Origin of the sequence: Cysteiniphilum sp. QT6929 (assembly GCF_030035755.1) — a bacterium.
Lineage (GTDB): Bacteria > Pseudomonadota > Gammaproteobacteria > Francisellales > Francisellaceae > Caedibacter > Caedibacter litoralis.
On sequence record NZ_CP103983.1, the window covers coordinates 1544588 to 1566602 of the forward strand.

Sequence of the window (22015 nt, forward strand, 5' to 3'; positions counted from 1 at the left end):
ATGAACCAATATCTAAAATATCTTAGCCTATGCATGTTAAGCACGACGGCTTCTTTTGGGTTTTGCAAAAGTTTCAGTTTACAGCAAGCTGTGCAATACGCGATTGAGCATGCCCCAAGTTTAAAATCGCAACAGTCACAACTTAACATTGGCACCTTGCAAAAAGACAATGCCTTTGCTGCCTTCTTGCCAAAGCTTGATTTAGTTAGCACATCAACAGCAAGTGATACGACATACAACGCAGTCAATAGCACAGGATTTAATACTGGCAACACCTTTGGCTTGCAGTTATCGGAAGATTTTAGTCAAAACGGTATTAAGATCACCAACTATTACCAAGTCAAGATCCAAACCGCGATTGATCAACTTAACTATCGCTATGCTAAGGATCAGCTAATCCAAAAGGTAGCTAATAACTTCGTCCAATACTCACTCAATGTACACAACCTTAAATTGCAAGAAACACTTTATCAGCAATATCAAACGCAGTATTTAAGTGCCAACACCCTATATAAGCAAGGGCTTAAATCACGCTCGGATGAGCTAAACTTAAAAACGCAATTATTAAGTACCGAGATTGCGTTGAAGCAACAAAAACAAAGCCTCAAAGTTGCCAAGCAGGAACTACTTAAAAGCATGGGAGTTAGTGCTTTTAGCCCTCAGGATTTCAGCTTTAATGTATTGGCATTACAAGATCTCAAAGATATCCCTAAAGCATTAACACACTTCTCTGAACAATATCTCTATCAATATAAATTATGGCAATTACAACAGCAAAAAGATGATTGGAGTATCAACCAGGCAAAACGTAATTATTGGCCAAACGCCTCCTTCTCCATCAATGGCGGTTATCAAAATCCTTATGCGCAAAATGGCTTTTTTGGCGGCATTGGCGCACGCAAAGAATTTGGCTGGAATGCGACCTTAACATTGAGTTTCAATCTATTTGATGGCGGCACGTTGGATCGCAATATTGTCATTGCCGAAGAAACAAAGCTTAAAAATCAATATGACAATCAAGGCAACATACTCGATGTGCAAAAAACGCTCGCCGATTTGCTTAATGATTTCAAAAACCAATATGACACGCTACCAACAGCGATTGAACTGCAAAAATACGCCAAAGAAAGTTACACATCGGTGAAGCGTAATTTTCAAGCAGGAAGTCAGTCTTATCTTGATTTAATCAATGCATTAAGTAGCTTACAAACAGCCGAACAAACGATGCTAAACCTCTACGCAAGCTTATTAAAAGACACCTATCAATATCATTTCTACAAAGGAGACATTGAGCGTTATGTTTTCAAGAATCATTAAATGGCTGATCACCATTATTATCCTAATTGCGCTTGGCTATGGGCTTTATTATTACTTCGCTGTTAAAACCAGTCAGCCATTAGCGACAGCAGATACACCCTATACAGTAAGCAAAAAAACGCTGATAAACAAAATCTCCGCCTCAGGAGTGATTAGTGCCAATAAAGAAACCGTAGTCGCAGCCCCTTATGCTGGTTATATCCAAAAAATCTATGTTAACCTAGGGCAGCACGTCGTGCAAGGCGATCCTCTTGTAAGTATCGTAAGCTCTCTACAATCACCAGAGAAAGTCTACCCGATTAGAGCACCTTATGCAGGCACAGTGGTTTATATCAAAAAATCTGAAGGTGAGTATGTTACCCAAGGTTCAGGTAGCACTCAGAATAGTGACTTTATTCTCAAAGTCGATGATTTATCAAAACTTTATGTCACCGCAGATATCGCCGAATCAAACATATTGCAAATGAAAAAAGGCTTAAAAGTCATGATCAAGGCCTCAGCTAACAACAATACCAGCTTTGATGGTGTTATCACTAGCGTTGCTCTGGCGCCCTCACCAAATAATTCGGGGACATCATTTAATTCGACACAACAGACCACTTACCCGATAAGGGTGCTTATTACAACAAAGAATGCTGATCTTTTACCAGGAATGAATGTTGTTTGTGATATTTACATTGATGAAAAACAAGATGTCATCGCTCTTCCTAAACAATATATTCGCATTCAAGATGGGCATAACTATGTCAAATTGAGCAATGGTAAAATGCAAGAAGTCAGCTTAGGCATACAAACCACCCAAGATGTTGAAATCACCAAAGGCTTAACGGTCGGTGATCAAGTTGAGCCAATCAATTACTTCAGCGGAGTATAGCCATATGAGTTTGGCGTACGAGGTAAACAGTCTTAGTTTTAGCTACCATGGCGCAATGAAATCAACGCCTGTGCTACATGATATTAATCTCAACATCACACAAGGTGAGTTTGTTGCCATTGTCGGGGCGTCAGGATCAGGTAAGTCAACGCTACTGCATTTATTAGGTGCAATGCTGACACTTGAATCAGGCAACATCAAAATCAATAGCGAGTCACTTGCACATGCTGATAGTCGTAAGCTAGCACAGATACGTGCTAAACATATTGGCTTTGTGTTTCAGCAATTTCATCTATTACCCAAGCTCAGTGTGCTCGATAACATCCTATTACCGATGAATTACCCGATCAACATTCAACATGATCGCAAAGCATTAAAACAAAAAGCGCATGACATTGCTAAAGAAGTCGGCATTGCCCATCGTTTAGATCATTATCCTAAAGAACTATCAGGCGGTGAGCAACAACGTGTCGCAATTGCCAGAGCTTTGATGCGTGATGCCGACATTATCCTTGCCGATGAACCAACAGGTAATTTGGATAGTCACAATACCCAGAACATTATGGCGCTATTAACCAAGCTCAATCAACGCGGCAAAACGATTATTTTAGTAACACACGATAAGGAAATTGCAGAATTTGCGCCGCGCACCATCGAGATTAAAGATGGTAAAGTGCTTGCAGATATTAAAAAGGACAACCAAGCAAATTCCTCCGAAAAGAACGACTTAGCAACAAATCAAGCCAATAGACAAAAGCCAAGCTCAAGCAGCAGCTACACACATGCCTTAACACGAATTTTTGCTTTAGCCTTGCGCACCTTGATGATCAAAAAAGGTCAAACACTATTGACTGCTTTGGGCGTAATTATCGGTGTTGCTTCCATTATTGTGATGATGACGCTTGGACAATATGCTAAGGATAAAATTCTAGCGTCTTATGATAAGTTGGGCGCAAAAACGGTATTATTCTATGCCTATAAAAACTGGATGCAATCAGCATCAGATCATAGCAATTCCGCATTTGAGCAACTTTCGGTTAAAGATGATCTCATACCGATAAAGCGGATTTTCCCACAGATTACCATGCTATCGCCTTCGATTAGCAGCTATGCCAATAGTGTGATTTTTAATAGTAACAAAGTGCATCAAAATCAAATCTCAATTCAAGGCGTTAATGAATATTTCTTACCTATCGTGAATACACACTTAGCGCAAGGACGAAATTTCTCGGCACTCGATATTCAAAATGCCGATAACGTCTGCATTATTGGTAATGATATTAATCGCGAGCTTTTCCCAACACAAAGCGCAATTGGCAATGTCATTAAAATCGGTGATTATGGTGGTAGTTATACCTGTTTTGTCATCGGTGTACTGAAGAAAAAATCTAGCTCAAGCAGTGATGCTTGGAATAATATCAACACTCAGGTTCTCTTGCCTTTCACCTACTTACAAAAGGTTAATTGGAGCTTTTTAGCACAGTTTTATTTTAGTGTTGATGATGTAAATGCTGTCATTCCAGTCAGTGACGCGCTTAAAAATTACTTCACCAGCAAATATGGCAATAGCGGCACCTTTATGGTGTCACCGGATATTGATCTATTGCACAATATCCAAACTTTCTTAAATATCTTCACGCTAATGCTCGCCGTGATCTCGATCGTGTCACTTGTTGTGGCAGGCATCGGCATTACCAATATGATGTTGGCATCAATTTCTGAAAATCTATATGAAATCGGCTTATTAAAAGCTATTGGTGCAGGAGATCGCACGATTTTTTGGAGCTATTTGATTGAAGCCATTTTACTGTGTTTAAGTGCTGGCATTATCGGCTTTATTCTTGGCGTTGGCAGCTATGAGTTAATCTTATATATCGCCTCAAAATTCGTACAAGAGATCCAGTTTATCTGGTTCATCTCACCCTTTGCGGTATTACTGGCGTTTATCTCCGTCGTCAGCTTAGGGATATTAAGCGGCTTGCTACCTGCACGTAAAGCCGCAGCTTTAGATGTCGTGAAGTGTTTAAACCATTAAAACCCGACACTTTTACATTGAAGTAATGGAAATCTAAATGCAGGTGCTTATTAAGTTGTTATAATGCCGCCATATACTACATTAGCAAGATAATCCAATAGAAAGTAAGGATGCAACAATGAGCTACAAACCACCCTTTACGATCACTACCGAAATCCTCAATCTGGTGGTTGAAATCAGTCAGGCTGTCGGTCGCTTAAGCGCTGAGTTTGAGCAGGAGAAGTTGTTGTGTCTGCGCAAGGTGAATCGTATGCGCACGGTACAGGGGTCATTGGCCATTGAGGGCAATACACTGTCACAAGAGCAAATCACTGCCATTCTTGACGGTAAACGTGTGATTGCCCCGCCCAAAGAGGTACTGGAAGCTCAAAATGCCATTGCTACGTATGAACTTATCAACACTTGGCAGCCTGCTAATAATAACGATTTATTGACTGCACACAGACTGTTAATGAAAGGGTTGATCGAGGAAGCAGGCAGATACCGCAGTCAGGGTGTTGGTGTTATGTCGGGTGATCAAGTGGTACATATGGCGCCACAGGCCGATCGTGTACCCAAGTTGATGCATGAGCTACTGGACTGGCTAAGCACTACTGACTTGCATCCTTTAATTGCCAGCTGCATTTTTCATTACGAATTTGAGTTTATTCATCCGTTCTCTGATGGTAATGGTCGCATGGGACGCTTGTGGCAAACGCTGATTCTATCACAGTGGCAGCCTGTCTTTATCAATATTCCCGTCGAAAGCCTGGTGCATCAGCATCAGCAAGCGTATTACCTTGCCATCCGCAGTAGTACCGCCAAAACCGATTGCTCACCTTTTATCGAATTTATGTTGCAAATGATACTGGATGCCATTGAGGAAAGCACATCACTACCCATTAAAGATGAGGGTTTAAGTGAAGGATTAAACAAGGGTTTAAATGCAGGTTTAAAACTATCGGTACTTGATCAAACCATCCTTGAATTAATAAGAACAGAACCGACTATCACCAATGTGCTGCTGGCTGAGCAAACTGGCAAGGCACTTAGTACCATTGAACGCAGAATTAAAAAATTGAAAGAGCACAACTTACTAAAACGGGTTGGCGCTAAGAAAACCGGTCACTGGGAAGTTTGCCTATGACTAAACACCCCCACATTTTGGACCGCAGTTAGAAACACAAAAAGAGTCTCAAAAAATGTTGAACTGTGTGCCCAATTGGCGGGGTATACCGCTCGTAAATCATTTTGCGGTGTTCGATGTCAAAGAAGCTTTTATTAAAACCCGACTTTAAAAACCTTGCCAGTTTCAATACCGGCAACGGATCTTAGATATGCTTGTGCTGCCTCATGGGCTGATACCGATTTAAAACCAGGGAAAAATGATGCATAAGATGCAAGAGCTTCGGTGATAACCGTTGGGCTTACTGCATTGATACGCACTTGTTGGCGCAGCTCTAAGCTTGCGGCTTTGATATAACCTTCAAGTGCGGCATTGACCATTGCTGCCGAGGCACCAAGGGCGATAGGTTCGCAATTTAAAATACCTGTGGTTAATGTAAATGAGCCATTATCGTTAATATATTTTAATCCCTCTTGCACGAGATTGACCTGTCCCATCAGTTTATTGTGAAGCCCAAGCATAAAATCAGTTTCCGTCATTTCAGTTAATGACTTAAAAGTTACTTTACCCGTGGTCGATACCAAAGCATCAAATGAGCCAATCTTGTCATACATGGCTTTGATCGAGTTAAGATCGGCAATATCCACTTCAATATCACCTGAACGTGATACTTTCACAACCTCATAGCCATGGTTTTGCAATGCATCACAAACACCTTGCCCAATCGTACCCGTCGCACCAACAACAATCACTTTTTTCATAACTACATCCTTCTTAAATTACACAATTAGAGGTTATAACAACTTTATCATCTATCGACACTCAGTCGCTGGCTGAGCATAAGTCGAAGCCAGTATAATAAGTACCTATGCAAATATTATCAGGTGTTTTTTTAGATTCTCGGATCAAGTCCAAGAATGACAGCGAGTTGTCATATTCTGGCTTGACCCAAATATCCATTATTACCAAGAAACTATTGTTTAGGTACTTACATGTCAAATTTATTAGCACTCCCTTCGACTTACGCTCAGGGAGCAATTAGCTTTTTTGGGCGAAACCCATCGCATTTAATAATCAAGTATTATCATTGTAATTGGTAATTTATTTATTGGTAGTTATTTCTTTTACTCCTTCATAATTTTTTATGACGCAAGTAACTCCTCCCTATGAGAATACGTAACATACGGATATTGCTTTAAAAAAATTTTAATTTCTGCCACCAACTCTTGTTGTGAATATTTTTCTCAAGCTTTTCACGCTTAATTGCCAATGAGGTTCTTAAATCATTTGGCGTTAAACGATGTGAAGCAAAGTCACTGTTGGTTAGCGGTGATTTTGCTGCTTTAAATGCGGCATCAATAAGCTCGGAGCAGAACCACTTATCATGCTCATCGATCCAGTCACGACGCCACAAGCCAAGCCCCAATGCCGATGAGTAATCATATTTCTTGCCAAGTTGGCTATTTAAAAAACTCATCAGATCGCTTTTTTGTGTATCACTGATTTCTGTATGCCAGGTTTCTAGCATATCTTGAGATTTGCGCAAGTCATCATAACTGCGCTTATAAACGCCCAATGAGCCATTACTGCTATAGCAATCATCGTCAACTTGCAATTCGACATGTGAGAAGTGTGAACGTGTTACCCAACGAATACCATAACTAACGGGATGATATTTGCGACCAAAATATATTTGAATGAGAGGCATAACAATTTCCTTTTTATCTTTCCATCAACTCCTTGGCAATTATAGCTAAGGATTATCATAATAAGCGAAATGTTAATATAAATAAGCGTATCGTATTTGATTTTTCCAAATTTTTACGTTAATTTGCGCGAACCAAAACAGGTCTTTGGTACAAAACAAATCTACAGGGGGTTTATCTCATGACAAAAATGAACAAAATAATTGGCTTATCAGCGATTGCATTATTAAGCATCTCTGCAGCAAATGCTGGCGCTCAAAGTGGTTTAGTCGTTGGTGGCAACGTCGGTTACTCATTTGCACAAAATGGTTTTGCAAACCACAAAGGTGGTGCCGCAATCGGCGGTTTAGTTGGTTATGACTACGCTTTAAATCGCAGCGTTAGTGTTGGTGCTGAAATGGATTTGCAATATGCAAACCAAGTATCAAAAACAGCAGGTAACAAAATCAATGTTTGGAATGTGCCATTATTCTTAGTTGGTAAATACTACTTTGGCAGCAACAAACAGTTTAATGTCTTTGGTAAAGCAGGTTATGCATGGAACCGTGTTGGCGCCAATGATAACTATAGCAAAATCTTCAGACCTGTTGTTGCAGTGGGTGCTGGTTACCAATTGTCTCGCACAATGAACGTATTTGCACAATACCAATACAACTGGTTACCACAAGGTGGTCATAGCATGGGTCAAGCAACAGCTTCTGTTGGTTTGACTTATACAATCCCAATGGGTCCAAGCAATTATTTCTCAAATGAAGAGAATAATGCAATCGGTCAAGAGCAACCTGTAATGCATAATCAGCCAGCTGCAGCTGAAGCACCAACAGCTATTGGTAATGCAACATATACTGTGAAAAAAGGTGATACATTATATGATATCGCTGTAGCACATGGCTTATCAAAAACTAAAGGCGCTAACTGCATTGCTAAAGAAAATAACATCACTAACCCATCTAAGATCCGTGTAGGTCAAAAGCTTGTTATTCCAGCAGTACACTCTTGCTAATCAATGATCAATAAAACAATAGTGCTTATTCTGGCGCTATTTCTACTTAACCCATTTTGCTATGCTTCACAAATAAAATTACTTGGCGAAGCTTCTGACTATGTTATTAAACAAGGCGATACACTGTCATTAATTGCCAAGCATCACAAGATCACAACAAGTTGCTTGGCAAAGTATAACAGGATCCAAAACAGCAATAAGATTTATATTGGTCAGAGCTTGTATATTCCCAATCAAGCGCAATGCACTACATAAGATATAAAAGCTTTAAGCCAAAGGCACTGATATTGCTATTAATGCTATGGTTTTTCGCAGGAACATAAATATAGCTTGCCCATGGCGCGATAATAAAGCGCCCATAACTGCTATCAAAATTAAAGCCAATGCCTAATAATGAATATAATCCACCATGATTTGTGGTGTTTTGTGACAATGTGGCTAAACCATTGGCTTGATAAAAATCCACTTGCGTATTGTTGTAATAGATATAACCAAGCTCAGTACGGCTTGAGATTGAAAAATGACGATTAAAATGAAATGTACTTGACTGCAATACCCCAGCGTGTAGATATAGATCATCCTGATTGGTGCCACTGGTATTGACCAATGCCAACATCATCGGCTCAGTCGTACGATATTTTGAGTAATTTGCCGTAGTATAAACACCTGGGGTTATGTGAAATCGCCCCTGAATAAACTCATAACCAAAACTTAAAGTTGAGGTTGCAAAGTAATGCTCAAGATTGGTGTGTTGATCAATATTATAATCATTTGCGCGCAGATTAACGCGCCCTGTTCCTGCCGCGCCATGAATATACCAATGCGCTTGCCAATGATTATAAGTGCTAATCACACCAAAAATAGCGCCACCCATCCATTCAGATGTTGCAGCTGTGCCAACAACATTAAAAAGATTCAAACGACTATGGGTATAGCGCGCCTCTAGCGTTGGACCAAAATACCAGTGATTATCCAGTCGATTATCTGAATTATGCAATGCCATCGTAGGATGCAAATCATCTTGGTCATGATTATCGACAACATTTGCTGCAATAGCAGATTCAACCAAGCCTAGTAGCAAACATAGCCCACTATAAAAGGGGAGTTTATTTCTTATATCCATTGTTTGTTTAGGTTCCATCTAATCATTCTTAGGTTGAGTATAGTTGATAATTGCAAACCATCATTATTTCTTTGACTATACTCAACATGTGTGCGATCAATCTTAACTGGGGTAATGATGATGAATGAGTTATTTTTGTTTGGTCTACTTGCTTGCTTTATATTTGTTAGTCTTATTATGGTTTGGGTGAATACGGTAGCGATTATTTACCTTAAAAAGCAACTTACTGAAATAGATAAAAAGCTAAGCCTTACCTCTTTTAAACCCGAAGTAACAAATAAAGATCACATCCCCGAAGCTATTGAGATAGAAATAGAAACAGCAAAAGGCATAATGGCTAATACATCCTCAGCACTTCAAAAAGATTCATTAGTCATTCAAAATATGCCAACCAATGAAATGGATCAAAAGCATAACCCCTCACCGCAAATATCTTTTATCAAGCGATGGTTCACCAGTGAAAAATTCATCATGATGCAAATTCCTATCTGGATTGGAGCCATTGCCATTATTGTTGCTATGGCTTTTTTGATTAAATATTCATTACAATACAGCCTACTTACCCCGTTTATGCGCTTATCCCTAGCCTCTATTTTTGGCATTTCTGTATTATTCATCGCCAACTGGATACGATTGCGCCAGCCCAGCATGGCAAATGGTCAAAGAATTGCACAAGCGCTATCAGGAATTGGTATTGCCACTTTATACGGCAGCATTTATGTTTCTGTATCCATTTATCAACTCATGCCTCTTTTTGTTGCCGCCATTGCGGTAATTGCCATCACGGTTATTGCTCTGCTTAGCGCTTTACGATTTGGGCAACCCATTGCCATTATAGGCTTTATTGGTGCGATTATTATGCCAGTACTTGCTGCTGAAACAGGTATTTCATCTGTGCTTCTTTGCTTGTATTTATACCTTATACTGCTGAGCTTTATGTGTTTATGCCGCGCTCAAAACTGGTGGCGTGTAGCACTTGTCGTTACAGCACTCAATACGACGTGGTACTTTGCTTGGATTATCTTCTGGTTTGCCGAAGATCAAGCATTCTGGTTAAGCATCTTTGCTACACTCAACGCTATAACGATCTTTATTGCAAGTTATCCACAACTTAAACATGCACACGAAATCCTCAATGGCAAGCATAGCTTATATGCTTATAAGCGTCTCACAACAGCAAGTGCACTCGTCAATCATCTAGGGTTTGTCGCTAATACAATAATCATTGTGCTGCTTTTATTGCTCATGCCAACTGAACTCATCATTTGGGCTACCTTTTTTGTAGTCTTTATCTATGCTTTTATCGCTTTTAGACTAAAAGAGCATTATTACTTCTATGCGCCTTTACTGCTAATTAGCGCCTTTAGTTATATTGCTCTTTTGCATACCTATCAACTCTCACAGCACGGTATTTTATTAACCTGTCTTATAGGAATAACAATAATCAGTGCAGCATTTTATTTCTGGCTTTTTTATTATCTTAAAAATCGACATATAGTTAGTTTCTTAATGACGCTGTCACTTAGCGTACTTTTTCTTGTAGGTTACTTTACCTTGCCAGATTTCTCCGAGATTCCAATGTTAAATCAAGTCATATGGAGCTTGATTGCTGTGCTTTTTGCCGCTTATTATGCCATGATTATTTGGCGCATATTGCAATTGAGTCTTACTGAGAGCCTCAGTCTTGCCTTTGTTATCTTAGGACTGACATTCTCAATTAGCATTGCAATAGCTATCCTATGTAACTACCATCACCTAGCGTTTATATTTGCGGCAGAAGCAGCTGTTATTTCGTGGATTTTCTATCATAGCAGATTACCCATTTTTAAATGGATTAGTCTTATTTTTGTTGCACTATATACCTTAAGCTTTATGCGCTATTTATTGATAAATCTTCACATCTTAAAAACACCATTGCTGCATTCTCAACTCTTTTCATCATGGGCAATTTTAGAAGTAGCCGTACCCGCTTTATTGTTTGCCTTTGCCAGTATTTACCACTTTAAATCCAAGGCATTAGATCTTGTTAAAGTATTTTCACTCTATAGTTACTTGCTTGCTGCATTATTTTCGTATCTATTCATCCAAAAGTGCTTCAACTTCAACACACACGTCTTACCATTATTAAAGCACACATTAATCATCAACTTATTTTGGATGCTTGGCTACATTGGACTATGGCTTGGTCAAAGATATCGTCTGGTCTTTGTGACTCAGGCAGCGCATACATTAAATCTCTTTAGTTTCTGCTATTTTATTGTCGTAATCAACAACCCATTATTTGGTACTTATGTTGATGGTGTAACCGTTTTTAACCTCCTGACTTTTGCCTATCTTAGCCCCGTACTATGGATATATATTCAAAGACGCTATTATCTATCGAGTAAATATATTTTTGTTTTAGATTATGCCGCAGCCATTATTGTTTTCATTTGGCTAAACCTCAATATTCGCTTCTTCTTTCACCCTAATGAGCTATTGCTTGGTGCAACCACGTATAGTGAAATCTACAGTTACTCAATTATCTGGCTATTGCTAGGTATTGTATTATTAGCGCTTGCAATTAAATGGCAATGGAAAATATTGCGCTATATCTCATTTGTTCTTGTCATGCTATCAACAGCTAAAATTTTTCTATATGACGCATCGGCACTTGATGGACTTTATCGCGTTCTTTCGTTTTTATGTCTTGGCTTTATTCTCATTACCATTAGCTATTTATACGCACGTTTTATTTTTAAATCACCCTCTGACTAACAGAATCAAAGAGTAACCACCCTGCTGAAATATTCAACTAGTTTCTACGGCAGCTTTTGGTTATGATTGGCAAGATTTCATTTAGCAAAACCAAAGGATACGATACGATGCTTAAGAAAATTGGCGTGATATTCTCATTTATGCTGTTAGCAATGTCAGGCTTCCAGTTAGCTGAAGCTAAGCGTTTTGGCGGTGGCTCAAGCCATGGTTATAGTCGCTCAGCACCGACACAAACACACAATAGTACAGCAGCTGGCAGCACTGCTCAGAAAAAAGGTGGTATGGGCACCTTTGGCAAGATCTTGACCGCCCTTGGATTGGGTGCACTTTTTGCTTGGCTTTTTAGCGCGCATGGCATGACAGGACTACTTATCGTTATCGCATTGATTGCACTTTTTGTTTTCTTTATGCGCAGAAAAGCAATGCAGCAACAAATGCAAAATAACAACAATAATGCATCACATAACCAAGCATCACCATTGCATAGCGCTGCTAATGCCTTTACAGGCAATGCACAAGAAAGTGCAACTGAACAGCACAACCACTCAGCGCCAGTAAGTAATGGCATCGTTAATGGTCAATTGGCTGATGGCACACCCGAGACTGTCTTTAATCACCAAGCGTTAAACTTATTTAATCAACTACAAGCGTTAAACAATAAAGAAGGTCTTGAAAAAATCAGAAGCTATATCACTGAAGATCTCTATCACAGTGTCTTAAATGACATCGAGCACAATGATGAATTAGCGCAATTTAAAGATTTGAGCTGCAAAGTCATTAGCTGTGATCGTCAAGCAAATCAATATATTGCAAGTGTCATGTTCGTTGGACAAGTTAAAGAAGATGCTCATAGTGACTGGCAAAACTTTGAAGAAATCTGGCACTTCACACGCAAAGATGGTGAGCATTTATGGCAAGTTGCCGGTGTTCAGCAATTCTAAAATTCTGAAGTTACACACTTTAGAAAAACTATGATTTTATAAACACCCCGTCAGCCTACGGCTGCCACCCCTCTTGCAAAGAGGGGAATCGGGCGACGGTGATTTTAATTCCCCTCTTTGCAAGAGGGGTGCCGAGCTTGCGAGGTGGGGTGTTGAAATAGCAAAAGTGCGTAACTCCGGTAAAATTCAAAGGCTACATCATATAGCGCGCTTTAACATGCGCGATATAAGCACTCGCATCTAAACTCTTACCACTAGCCTTTGTGATCAACTCATCAAACGTATATAGCGAGCCATATTGGTGAATATTGTGATTAAGCCAGCTCATTAATGGCTTGAAATTGCCCTGCGCAATACTTGGCATGATTTCTGGATTGCTGTGCTTCGCTGCAGCAAAGAATTGCGCTGCCAATAACGCTCCCAAGGCATAGGATGGGAAATAACCAAAATCACCAGATGACCAATGTACATCTTGCATGACACCATCTTTATATTTATTCGTCGTATCAACACCGAGATAAGCGCTCATCTTCTCTTGCCAAATAGTCGGCAAATCTGCCACAGTGATTTCGTCTGCAAAGAGCGCTTTTTCAATCTCATAGCGCAAGATTACATGTAGTGGATAAGTTACTTCATCGGCATCAACACGGATAAAATCAGGTCTCACCTTTAATAAATGCTTCATCAAGTTATCTTTTGATAAGCTGTCATTTTGAGCAAAGTGACGTTGTGCATATTGCGAGAGAATAGCAATAAACTCAGGGCTACTACACGCTTGCATTTCAACAAGCAGTGATTGGCTCTCATGCACTGCCATGCCTAATGCTTTGGCTACAGGTTGTGTAATATACTTTTGCGGTAAACCCATTTCATATAAGGCATGTCCTGTTTCATGACATACCGCTAAGGCGCTGGATAAAAAGTCATGTTCATTGTAGCGCGTGGTAATGCGTACATCTGAAGGCACCCCACCACAGAAAGGATGCTGTGAAGTATCAATGCGACCATGGTTAAAATCAAAGCCAATAACACGCATGAGATCTTGTGATAAGGCATATTGCTTATCGATGGCAAAGCTTTGGTTAAATGGCAAGCTCACCTCACTGCTTTGCTTATCAACAATCATTGGAATGGCTTGCGGCAAAAAGTGTTTAAGCTCATCAAATATTGGATCGATATATTGCCTGTTAACTCCTGGGGAGAACTCATCAAGCAATGCGTCATAAGCATCAATACCATAATACTCTGCTTTAATCTTTGCTTTTTGTTTTACCAAGGCAACGGTTTTGCTCAAAAGCGGCATGAAGTCATGCCAATTGTTTTGACCACGCAGCGTGCGCCATGCTTGTGTCGACTCTTTGGTTGTCATCGCCAAGTCTGCCACTAAATGCTCGGGTAAAATCGTCGCATTAACAACAGCTTTACGCATATGCTTAATATTAGCCAATTGCCATTGATCTAAAGCACTTTCATCGATATCCTGCAAACGACTCGCCACTTCAGGCAAGTTTAACTGCTGATGAATGGTTGTTGTGAGACTGGCTAATGCGCTATTGCGTGCTTTGGCACCCCCTATCGGCATCATTACATCCTCATCCCAGCACAGCATCTCAAGTGCATGATTAAGATCATTAATATACTTGAACTTATCGTGTAAATACTGATAGTTTTTATCCATTGCATTACCCTCCATGCATAAAGGCTGATTCTGCTAATGGGTGATTGGTTAACAAAAAGCGCTTTGGTGTTTCTGCTAACAAATACCCTTGATAAGGCTGCCCTGCCTTAAAGTAAGCGTTGTAATTATTCTCATCGGTAAAGACAAAAACACGGTGATCGCTTTGCCATACCGGCCAGAATTGATCTGCGGTTCTTAGCGTTTTATCTGCCCCTGAGTTTGGCATTTTGGCAGTATTAGCAAGCTCACCTTCATTGGCGACAATCCACGTCAACCGATCCAGATAAAACTGTGCATCATAATAATAGCCGCCATAATTTGCGACAATGGCATGCGGGTAGGTTTTAAGCAAGGGTGCGACAATATTCGTCAATGGACGCACACTTTTTTGCGCAAAGTACTGCGAACCTGACCAACCCAAGTTTAAAATAATCATCATCGCACAGACAAACCATAGCATAATCGCTTTGAGATTATTGCGCTTCAGATAAATAAACCCAGCAATAGCAGTGATAAGAGAGACGACAGCTGCTGGCCAATAGAAACCTGCAATTTCATTAAAGAACATCGCAAAGTTAGGAATAAATGGCAAGATCACAAAAGCAATGGCAATAATAACGAAAAATACCAAGGCAACAACAATGCTCGCCTTGGTTGATTTACGTAATGTCGATTCGTTAAGTATCTTGTCAATGCGTCGCGCAATCAAGATCGCAAACGGAATTATCACTGGAATCAAATAGCCCATTAAAATCGATTTTGAAAACGCAAAAAATAGCAAAATCGCCATACCCCAGACAAACAAAAGCCATTCATTGTCATGTCTTTCACGCGTTTTAAGCTTGGTTAAAACCGATTTAAAAACTTGCGGTAAGAAGCCAAACCAAGGGAAAAAGCCGATAATGAAAATGCCAAAATAGACAAACTTGCTCATTTGTCGCCCTTGCTCATCCGTCGCATAACGCAAGATTTGCTGAACAATCACATAGTAATGGAAAAATTCAGGGTGCTCATTATTAACCGCAACAATCCATGGCACTGAAATGATTAAAACAACGATTAAGCCAAGGTATAAGCGATAATCTAACAGCAGGCGATACCTGCCAACGATAAGCGCCCATAAGCCAATAATCATCATCGGAAACACAATGCCGATGAGCCCTTTGGTCATCACCGCAAGCCCTGAGAAAATAAAGGCATTTAATAGCCAGATATTTGCTTGCCAACTTGTCTGGCGATATTGTCTTGATGCCCAGAATGACAGCATGGTTATTGTTAAGAAAAAGGCAACACCGGCATCAAGGTTTAGATAGCGCCCGCCACCTAAATATAAGATCGATGTGCCCGTAATCAATGCTGCCCACAGTGATATACGGCGCTTTTGATAGACAATACGACAAACGATATATACAAACCACACACCAATAATGGATAACACTGGATTAGGCAGGCGTGCCGCCCAAATATTAAAGCCAAAGATCTTGAGTGACAAAGCAGTTAGCCAATAAATCATTGGCGGCTTTTCAAAGTAAATCACGCCATCCAAGTGTGGCACGATATATTGATGATTGACGACCATCTCACGCGCAATCTCAGCATAGCGCCCTTCATCAGGCGTAAACAGTACCGGCAGACCATAAAGACATAAGGCAATTGCCATAATCATTGTTATCAATAACAAATCACACCAAAATATGCGATCCATTTGCCAACGAAGGCGGCTTACCTTTTTTTCCATCGTGTCTATAACCTATATTTGAAGCATTTGAAGCTCAAAAGATTATATACATCTTGGGTTATATTTTATAGTGGCATATACCACTGATCAGAAATTTAGAACTACTGCTGTCTCATTTCTTTGGCAATTTTATCCAAGAGCCCATTAACAAAACGATGTCCTTCTTCAGTGCCTAGCTCTTTTGCTTGATCAACATACTCATTTAAAACCACCTGATAAGGCACATCTAAGCAATCAATAAGCTCATACGCACCTAAGCGTAAAATCGCCAAATCGATTGGATTGATTGACGCCAAATCATTAATCGCATAATGATTGATTTTCTGATCAATGGCTTCTTTATGCTTAGCAACACCATCGATTAAACGATAGAAAAAATCCCATTCAACAGGATGACGATCAACATTATCGGCATAAAACTGTAGTTTCAATTCGTTGACTTGTGTGTGCGCTAATGATTGCTGATATAAAGCCTGCACGGCATGAAAACGCGCGCGTCTGCGCTCTTTGACTTTTAGTGACATCGGCAAAACCTTAAAAAATGCTAGCTCAGTTAAAATACGATCGCAAATTATACCCAATCGCCAGATAATGTGATAGCTCTAATTATTTTTTTTATTTTTGGGCTATGACCATATGCCTGATCACTTTGATTGTGTAAGCATTGGCTGAGCATAAGTCGAAGCCACTATGAAGTGCGATTACCCTTCGACTTACGCTCAGGGTACGGTGGGCACTTTTGGGTGAGTATTTAGTCTTAGCCTATTTTTTTATTGAACTTTGAGCGTCAATTGCTGATTTAAGCGATTATTGCTCTATACTCAACTTAAGTTTCCATGGAAGATGATAAGGATAATCTATGGCAAAGCATATTATTCAGTCTAAAAGCACACTTGAGGAAGCCATCACCTTAAAGGCACATACTCGTCTGATTAATGCCATGCTTATCTTGATTGCCATTTCATCGATTTTATTAAGTACACTGTCGGTATTTCGCGCGTTTGATAGTGGTTGGTCACTGAAATACACTTTGGACTTATTTCTAGCTTTAGCGTTGGTTGTATTGATGCTTTATCGTGCCAAACTAAGTAACAAAGTTAAATCACATATTATTCTGATTGTTGCAGCAATAGCCATTATTAATGATTATTTATTTTATGGCTTGCTATCACCCGTTAGCATTATCTATGGACTTGCCATCGTTTATGCTTTGAGTTTTTACAGCGAGAAGTCTGCACTGATCTTCTCAAGTATAATACTTATTGCGGTTGCAATTATTACCTGTTTTCATGTCCTTATTTGGCATGGCAGCGATCATCAATCGACAACCTACATAGGCTCTATTTACTCTTGGTTATTGCTGATTGGTTTAATGATATTTAGTTTGCTGTTTATCAGTTTTGTGATTATCTCCATGCGTCGCCTAACCTCACGCTTATTACGACATGTCAATGATCGCAATGCGTTACTTAGCAAAAAGGCGGTACTTTTGGAAAAACTCGCGATGACCGACAGTCTGACTGATCTGTATAATCGCCGAGCTTTTTTGAATATTGTGAAGAAATTGCTCCCCGTCACTAAACACCATCATTATATTGTAATGATCGATATTCGCCAATTCTCTCGCATCAATGATACTTATTCACATGACACAGGTGACAAGCTACTAATTGCTTTTTCACAACGCTTAACTGAAGTTTTATCCAAAAACAGTATTGCTGCACGCACTGGTGGCAATGAGTTTAGTCTCCTTGTAACACTCCCTGTGAGCGAGGCTATACAAGCATTTGGCATGCATCTACAAGAGAAAATGCAACAAACCTATAGCTTAGATTACAAAACACTAAGCATTAGCACAACGCTAGGAGTTGCACAATTTATAACGCAGCTAGATTATACCTTAAATTTACGGCGCGCTGATTTGGCGTTATTTTATGCCAAGAGTCACAAACAGGACTGCGTTGTCTATGATGAAACCATCGACAACTTCTATCATACGGAACAAACCCTTGAAAACTATATGTATGAAGCACTTGCTCAGAAATCTTTCTACTTTCATTTTCAACCGCTTGTCGATGGACATAACGGCACAATCATTGGCTGCGAGAGCCTGATGCGTTTAAACCACCCTGAGCTTGGCAATATTCGTCCGGATATTTTTATTCCAATTGTTGAGCGCATGGGACTTGCCGATAAGCTCAATTACTATGTCGTTAATGAAGTATTATGCTATTTCTGCCTGTTAGATTTAACACCTGCCAGAAGTTTTAAACTCAGTCTTAATATTTCCCCTGTGGTATATGACTTTCCTACACACATGCAATCATTGATTGAACAGATCAAGCAGCACCCTATTCCAAAATGGCTAAATATTGAGTTTGAAATTACCGAGTCTCAGCTCATGCAGCATTTGGAAGGTAATTCACTTAATATAAGTCAAATGTTTGCACAATTAAAAATGCATAATATCGGATTATCCATGGATGACTTTGGCACACAATATTCATCACTTAATCGCTTTATTAATTACAGTTTTAATACCATCAAGATTGACAAAAGTTTCACACAACGCCTTGATCAACCACACAATCAGCCCGTCATTGGTGCCGTTAAAGCCATCGTACTATTAGCCAATGAGCTCAATATCAATCTGATTGCTGAGGGCGCTGAAACCAAAGCACAAGTGGATAAACTGATTGAGCTAGGCTGTGAGTGTATTCAAGGTTATTATTTTTATCGACCGATGCCAATTAAGGAGCTCATACAAAATTTAACTGAAAACTGGTCACAGCACAATAATCAAGCCCAGTGATATGACAAGCAGGATAATCATCGCTAAACCACCGGCTAACAAAGGCTTACCCCCTGATTTAAGCAAGACAACTAAGTCGGTATTTAAACCAATCCCAACCATTGCCATCGTCATACAAAAGGCAGAAATTTTGGCAATATAATGGCTTACTGAAAAATCAGCTAGTCGATCTAGAAAGCCAAACAACCCCAAGGTATTTAGAACTACCACTGCCAAAAAATATAAAATAAACTTAGGGAAGTACTGATGCCAAGCCACTTTCTTTTGCACTTCTGCATCACCTTTATTGACCTTATGGTGCTTAATAGCAATGAGCATCACCATCGGTGCAAGAAGTAAAATCCTGACCATTTTCACAATCGTCGCTGTTTGTCCGGCAATCGCACCAAAAGCAAAGCCTGCTGCCACCACTTGTGGCACTGCTTGAATGGATGTTCCTGCCCATACGCCAAATTGAAACTCATCTAAGCCCAAGGCATGTCCTAGTAACGGCAAGACAAAAATGGCGATTAAGCCATATAATGACACGATTGTCATCGCAATTGCTACTTGCGTTTGATTGGCTTTGACAACGGGAGCTGTTGCAACAATTGCTGAACCTCCGCATATTGCCGTGCCAATGGTGATAAGTGCTGACATTTTCTCATCAACACCTAAGCGCTTACATAGCCATAGTGTAACGACATAAGCAATTAATAAACAAATAAGATTAATCAATAATGCTTGCCCTGAGACTTTAAGCACCGAAAGTAAATCAAACTTCACCCCCATTAGCACGATACCTAACGGCAATAGCGACTTTGCCGCAAAATTGGCACCTGGGGTCAATTTCTGCCACAAGCGCGCTGAACTGATCACACCTTGCAAGTTTTCCTGCTGATGAGCTGCTGCTTTATGACGAAAGAATAGATTGCCACAGATAATACCAATAATAATTGACAATACCATTGGCTCTAATGGATGAACTTCTAAGTTTTGATGATAAATCGTAAAAGGGGCAAAGGGTAGAAAAGCCACAATATAAGCAATAACAGCCAGAAACGCACAAAATATGAGCCCTGTGATTTTACTCATGCCTTATACATCCGGATTACATGACGCGTAGCATCTAACAGCGGCACATCGACTTCAAATATCTCATATTTTAGTGGCAATACATCTAATGTATCTTGCTCAACTTCAGCCCCTTTCATCGCAATCATTTGCCCATCTACAGCCAATAAATGTCGGCATAAACGCTCAAAATCAGCAATTGAGCTAAAGGCGCGTGAGATCACCGTATCAAACAAGGTCGATGGCTCGTAATCCTCAACGCGAATATTCACCGCAGTGACATTATCCAAATCAAGCACTTTCTTAACATGACTTAAAAAACGTACTTTTTTGCCAACGCTATCAATCAGCACAAAGTTAACTTCAGGTAATAAAATCGCTAAAACAATACCTGGCAAACCACCGCCACTACCTACATCAACAACATGTTTGCCTTTAATAAAAGAAACCACCGACATACTATCAAAAACATGCTTTACCAGCATTTCATCCCATTGGGTAATTGCCGTCATGTTATAGGTTTTATTCCACTTTTTAAGCAATGATAAATAATCAATCAAACGATTGATCTGCTCGTCATCAATCGTAAGGTTAAACTTCTCTGCAGCTTGGCGAATCTTGACCTTGCTATCGTCAAGCATGTTATTCAAACAATCTAATGTAATCATTTTGTTTACAAACCCTTCCAGATCCTGATTTTCGTTTTTGAGTATATACCGCCCGTGAGTCATTTTACAGCATTTCTGTTATTGAATTTCTCGTTCTGTGTGGTGTACCACTTCATTATTTAATCAACGACAATCCAATAGCGCCAAACTCTGACACAGCTGCCAAAACTTAAGCTTTACCGGTGATTTTAGTGATTGTTTACGCATCACAATACCTACCGTTACTGCCGTCATATCAGCAATACTGAGCATTTTGATTTTATTAGCCAAATGATTATGTTCAACGACAACCCTCGGCAGCACAGACACGCCAACACCCGATGCAACAAGCGATAAAATCGCTTCATTACCATCGACTTCGCCATATATTCGCGGTGATTGTTTTTGCCCTATTAGCCATTTATCTATCGTGTTATCGTTTAAAAACTGAATGGGCATAATAAAAGGGTATTGTGCTAAGGCTTGATCAATCGACTGCACATCACTTTCTTTTGACACGACTAAAACCATACTGGTGATAAGCACAGGATGGGCACAGAGATTATCATCAAGCTTATGCTCATCAATAAATGAAATGCCCGCATCCATTTGGTTACTCGCAACCAAATTAAGCGCATTTTGCATTGACCCTGTTTCTAATTGCAACTGAACATTGGGATAGCGCGTATTAAGCGCTTCAATAATCCGTGGCAAAATCACATATGACGCTGTCACCGTACAAAACAGGCGAATATCACCGCGCAAATTATCCTCATCTGGATGCAGTAACGCAAATAACTCATCATTTGCATCAAGCACTTTAAGGCTAAAGTCATACATATATTGACCTGCATCCGTTAGTGAAACATTACGGTTATTGCGCTCGAAAAAACTTGCCTCATAGCTTTCTTCAAGCTTTTGAATGACTCTTGTCACCGCCGAAGGGCTTAAATAACAGCGCTCTGCGGTTTTACTAAAACTAAGCGTTTCTGCCAATGTTTTAAATACTTCTAAACTTCTCACGTTCATTTACTATTGCTCCAACATTCACGTGATTTACTAAAATTACTCATTTTGCTATTTCAACACCCCGCCTCGCAAGCTCGGCACCCCTCTTGCAAAGAGGGGAATGTAAAATCACCTTTGCCCAATTCCCCTCTTTGCAAGAGGGGTGGCAGCCGTAGGCTGACGGGGTGTTTATAAAATCATAGTTTTTCTAAATGCGT

The 22015-nt window shown here is 39.8% G+C and carries 18 protein-coding genes; 9 read left to right on the forward strand and 9 right to left on the reverse strand.

Going from position 1 to position 22015, the window contains the following annotated elements; translation table 11 throughout:
- Positions 1–33 precede the first annotated feature (33 nt).
- The 4 genes from NYP54_RS06710 (at position 34) to NYP54_RS06725 (ending at position 5352) form a co-directional block, all read left to right on the forward strand.
- On the forward strand, positions 34–1317 hold the full coding sequence (locus tag NYP54_RS06710; RefSeq protein WP_283155859.1) for a TolC family protein: 1284 nt from the start codon (positions 34–36) through the stop codon (positions 1315–1317).
- Positions 1298–2191: an HlyD family efflux transporter periplasmic adaptor subunit gene (locus tag NYP54_RS06715; RefSeq protein WP_283155860.1), complete on the forward strand. Its 894-nt coding sequence runs from the start codon at positions 1298–1300 to the stop codon at positions 2189–2191. Before NYP54_RS06710 ends, NYP54_RS06715 begins: the two co-directional genes overlap by 20 nt.
- Positions 2192–2195: 4 nt before the next feature.
- A complete protein-coding gene (locus tag NYP54_RS06720) occupies positions 2196–4226 on the forward strand; it encodes an ABC transporter permease (protein WP_283155861.1) in 2031 nt (676 codons plus the stop codon).
- A 118-nt stretch (positions 4227–4344) separates the two neighbouring features.
- The gene (locus tag NYP54_RS06725; protein ID WP_283155862.1) at positions 4345–5352 is read left to right on the forward strand and encodes a Fic family protein; all 1008 of its coding nucleotides are present in this window, start codon (positions 4345–4347) and stop codon (positions 5350–5352) included.
- A gap of 134 nt (positions 5353–5486) precedes the next feature.
- Here the strand turns inward: NYP54_RS06725 and NYP54_RS06730 are convergent, their stop codons facing one another.
- Entirely contained in the window at positions 5487–6092 is a 606-nt protein-coding gene (locus NYP54_RS06730) for a short chain dehydrogenase (RefSeq protein WP_283155863.1), read from the reverse strand.
- 434 nt (positions 6093–6526) lie between these two features.
- A complete protein-coding gene (locus NYP54_RS06735) occupies positions 6527–7039 on the reverse strand; it encodes a hypothetical protein (RefSeq protein ID WP_283155864.1) in 513 nt (170 codons plus the stop codon).
- Positions 7040–7218: 179 nt separating this feature from the next.
- Between NYP54_RS06735 and NYP54_RS06740 the strand changes: the two genes are divergently transcribed.
- Together NYP54_RS06740 and NYP54_RS06745 are read left to right on the forward strand one after the other, a co-directional pair.
- Positions 7219–8040 carry an outer membrane beta-barrel protein gene (locus NYP54_RS06740; protein ID WP_283155865.1) on the forward strand — a complete coding sequence of 274 codons (822 nt, stop codon included), beginning with the start codon at positions 7219–7221 and terminating at the stop codon, positions 8038–8040.
- 3 nt (positions 8041–8043) lie between these two features.
- Positions 8044–8295 carry a LysM domain-containing protein gene (locus NYP54_RS06745; protein WP_283155866.1) on the forward strand — a complete coding sequence of 84 codons (252 nt, stop codon included), beginning with the start codon at positions 8044–8046 and terminating at the stop codon, positions 8293–8295.
- Here NYP54_RS06745 and NYP54_RS06750 read toward each other — a convergent pair.
- The gene (locus NYP54_RS06750; RefSeq protein ID WP_283155867.1) at positions 8288–9181 is read right to left on the reverse strand and encodes a hypothetical protein; all 894 of its coding nucleotides are present in this window, start codon (positions 9179–9181) and stop codon (positions 8288–8290) included. The two genes, NYP54_RS06745 and NYP54_RS06750, sit on opposite strands and share 8 nt — an antisense overlap.
- 102 nt (positions 9182–9283) lie before the next feature.
- Between NYP54_RS06750 and NYP54_RS06755 the strand changes: the two genes are divergently transcribed.
- Together NYP54_RS06755 and NYP54_RS06760 are read left to right on the forward strand one after the other, a co-directional pair.
- Complete coding sequence (locus NYP54_RS06755) at positions 9284–11920, forward strand: DUF2339 domain-containing protein (protein WP_283155868.1); 2637 nt, start codon at positions 9284–9286, stop codon at positions 11918–11920.
- A gap of 107 nt (positions 11921–12027) precedes the next feature.
- Positions 12028–12861, forward strand: coding sequence for a hypothetical protein (locus tag NYP54_RS06760; RefSeq protein ID WP_283155869.1), 834 nt, complete (start codon positions 12028–12030; stop codon positions 12859–12861).
- Between the two features lie 193 nt (positions 12862–13054).
- Here NYP54_RS06760 and NYP54_RS06765 read toward each other — a convergent pair whose 3' ends face one another.
- The 3 genes from NYP54_RS06765 to nusB form a co-directional block, all read right to left on the reverse strand.
- Positions 13055–14539, reverse strand: a complete 1485-nt coding sequence (locus NYP54_RS06765) for a carboxypeptidase M32 (RefSeq protein WP_283155870.1) — start codon at positions 14537–14539, stop codon at positions 13055–13057.
- Between the two features lie 4 nt (positions 14540–14543).
- A complete protein-coding gene (locus NYP54_RS06770; RefSeq protein ID WP_283155871.1) occupies positions 14544–16277 on the reverse strand; it encodes a phospholipid carrier-dependent glycosyltransferase in 1734 nt (577 codons plus the stop codon).
- 101 nt (positions 16278–16378) lie between these two features.
- Positions 16379–16801: a transcription antitermination factor NusB gene (nusB, locus tag NYP54_RS06775; protein ID WP_151194288.1), complete on the reverse strand. Its 423-nt coding sequence runs from the start codon at positions 16799–16801 to the stop codon at positions 16379–16381.
- Between the two features lie 335 nt (positions 16802–17136).
- Between nusB and NYP54_RS06780 the strand changes: the two genes are divergently transcribed.
- Positions 17137–19089 carry an EAL domain-containing protein gene (locus tag NYP54_RS06780; RefSeq protein WP_283155872.1) on the forward strand — a complete coding sequence of 651 codons (1953 nt, stop codon included), beginning with the start codon at positions 17137–17139 and terminating at the stop codon, positions 19087–19089.
- Here the strand turns inward: NYP54_RS06780 and NYP54_RS06785 are convergent.
- The 3 genes from NYP54_RS06785 to NYP54_RS06795 all read right to left on the reverse strand — a co-directional run bounded on the left by NYP54_RS06785 (position 19063) and on the right by NYP54_RS06795 (position 21818).
- The gene (locus tag NYP54_RS06785) at positions 19063–20163 is read right to left on the reverse strand and encodes a putative sulfate exporter family transporter (RefSeq protein WP_283155873.1); all 1101 of its coding nucleotides are present in this window, start codon (positions 20161–20163) and stop codon (positions 19063–19065) included. The two genes, NYP54_RS06780 and NYP54_RS06785, sit on opposite strands and share 27 nt — an antisense overlap.
- On the reverse strand, positions 20160–20810 hold the full coding sequence (rsmG, locus tag NYP54_RS06790) for a 16S rRNA (guanine(527)-N(7))-methyltransferase RsmG (protein WP_283155874.1): 651 nt from the start codon (positions 20808–20810) through the stop codon (positions 20160–20162). Before rsmG ends, NYP54_RS06785 begins: the two co-directional genes overlap by 4 nt.
- 123 nt (positions 20811–20933) lie before the next feature.
- A complete protein-coding gene (locus NYP54_RS06795; RefSeq protein ID WP_283155875.1) occupies positions 20934–21818 on the reverse strand; it encodes a LysR substrate-binding domain-containing protein in 885 nt (294 codons plus the stop codon).
- Positions 21819–22015 lie beyond the last annotated feature (197 nt).